Raw genomic sequence first — 1882 nt, forward strand, 5'->3', positions numbered from 1 at the left:
GATTGAAGATTTGTTTATCTGTTATTGAATAAAATCCTCTAGCCGGATTGTTTATTTTACCTGCCTTTTTTAGTTTAGATAGGTAAACGGTTATCGTTCCTTCCGAAAGTTCTGGAAAGTCTCTATTGATTAAGTTTCCTAATTCTTCTCTGGAAAGTTGGGTGTTAGATTTGAAGTAACTCTCTATTGTGTTTTCAATCGTTTTTACCACTTTATTTTTAAATATGGCGTGAATGTACTACTTTTTGTTTGAAAATTAAGTTTTGGCAGTAAAATAGTTTTATTGCCGAAAGTTAACTTTGTCTTTTTCATCTCAAATTTCGTCAATTGTTAGAGCATAATTTTAATTATTCTGTTAATCTTTGGCAGTAAGTTGGATTTATAGCCGAAACTTAATTCTTTATTACTAAGTCGATATAACTTTTTAAATTATACAATTCGATTACGTTTTCTTGGATACCCTCTAATTGTCCAATTTCAATAAAAGCAATCTCATTAGCAAAAGCTTTTTCGCCAATGAGATGTTCTATGTGAACATAAACTGCTTCGCAAAGTCTTGGATTTTCTTTGTGGATGATATAGTTATTGAGCAAAACTTTAATTCCTAAATCGGTTGGTTTATTTGGGTTTTCTAATAAGATGAAATACATTTCGCTTATTCGTAAACTGATTCCGTAATATTCCAGTGGTTTGTCGGTACCGTTTTCGTATTTATCTATGTTTTGTTCTGGCTGAAGAAATGCTATTATTTTCCAACGTTCTACAGCTGGTGCGTTATGGACTAGTAACTCTACTTCTTTGAATAGATAAGGATTTCCGTTTGCGGTGATGATTAATTCTGCATTGTTTGTTTTATTTTTGATGATGAGGTCTAGGTCTTTGTTATATTGGCGCAGTAGTGTAGTTAATTTATCAAAATGTATTTTGAGTTCGTTTTTTGGGATTTCATTTAGTAATAGAAACACGAAGTTGTTTTGTTTGAAGAGGTTCCAGAAATTTGTTATTTGGTTCATAGTTTTTGATTTTGTGCGTTTCGCTTACAAAATATTGGCACGCAGATGACTTATATTAAACGGATTAGCACGAATTTTTTTTAGTCCCTCAATTTTGTTTGATGCTATGAGATTAGCTAACGCTCGGGTGCTTCGTTCCTCGCAATGACAGTTAGCGTTTATCAAGGATAGTTTTATCAAATGCAATCAGGTTGACCATCTCCCTCATTCGACTTCTTACTCGATTGCCGTAATGAGTTTCGATTTCAGAAGCTGAAAGGTTTGTCGTTATGTGGGTTTGGATTTTTTTGGTTGTGAAAATATCATAGCGACTTAATAGAATTTCTGCCATTACGTTGCATTCGTTTCCGAAGTATTTTAGATTGTTTTCTGTACCTAAATCATCGAAGCAGATTGTTTTGGGTTCGGATTGATAGAGTTTACCTTTGCTGTATTTGTGGATTATTTCGTAGCCGTCCTGGATGAATTCAAAACTGATGTCCCGGCAGGGTTTTACGAAAAATTTGTGTTCTGTTGGCGTTAAATATTTCATCAAATTTAATAATGATGTTTTGCCACAACCAACTGGTCCAGAAAGTAGAATTCCTTTGTTGAGGTCTATGTTGAACTGAAAGCAAGTAGGTTTGTCTTTTAGAAAATAAGCAATGAGTTTGTAAATTATGGGGTGATCCGTTTCAAGGATTTTGAAGTGATTTCCGTATAATTCGACCCCTTTTTTTTCGAGCCAGATGATTACTTGCTCGTAGTTGTAGTGGGATTTTATTTCTGTTTCCATTTGAATGTTATTTAGTTTTTGGAAAGCTTCTCGATACAATTTTTATGTAAAAAACTTAAAAATCACTCGAAGTGACGATAGCCTGTCTCTCGAC

The 1882-nt window shown here is 33.5% G+C and carries 2 protein-coding genes and 1 pseudogene; all 3 read right to left on the reverse strand.

What is annotated here, in order from left to right:
• A pseudogene (locus RMN92_RS07680) lies at positions 1–211 on the reverse strand (hypothetical protein); the annotation flags it as partial.
• A 181-nt stretch (positions 212–392) separates the two neighbouring features.
• Positions 393–1013: a hypothetical protein gene (locus RMN92_RS07685; RefSeq protein WP_309608881.1), complete on the reverse strand. Its 621-nt coding sequence runs from the start codon at positions 1011–1013 to the stop codon at positions 393–395.
• Between the two features lie 151 nt (positions 1014–1164).
• Complete coding sequence (locus tag RMN92_RS07690; protein WP_309608882.1) at positions 1165–1788, reverse strand: ATPase; 624 nt, start codon at positions 1786–1788, stop codon at positions 1165–1167.
• Positions 1789–1882: the final 94 nt, after the last annotated feature.

Origin of the sequence: Flavobacterium sp. (genome assembly GCF_031363805.1) — a bacterium.
Lineage (GTDB): Bacteria > Bacteroidota > Bacteroidia > Flavobacteriales > Flavobacteriaceae > Flavobacterium.

Excerpts from the sequence above, each read along its gene's own strand:
- RMN92_RS07685 (WP_309608881.1), bottom strand. The coding sequence starts at position 1,013 with ATGAACCAAATAACAAATTTCTGGAACCTCTTCAAACAAAACAACTTC.
- RMN92_RS07690 (WP_309608882.1), bottom strand. The coding sequence starts at position 1,788 with ATGGAAACAGAAATAAAATCCCACTACAACTACGAGCAAGTAATCATC.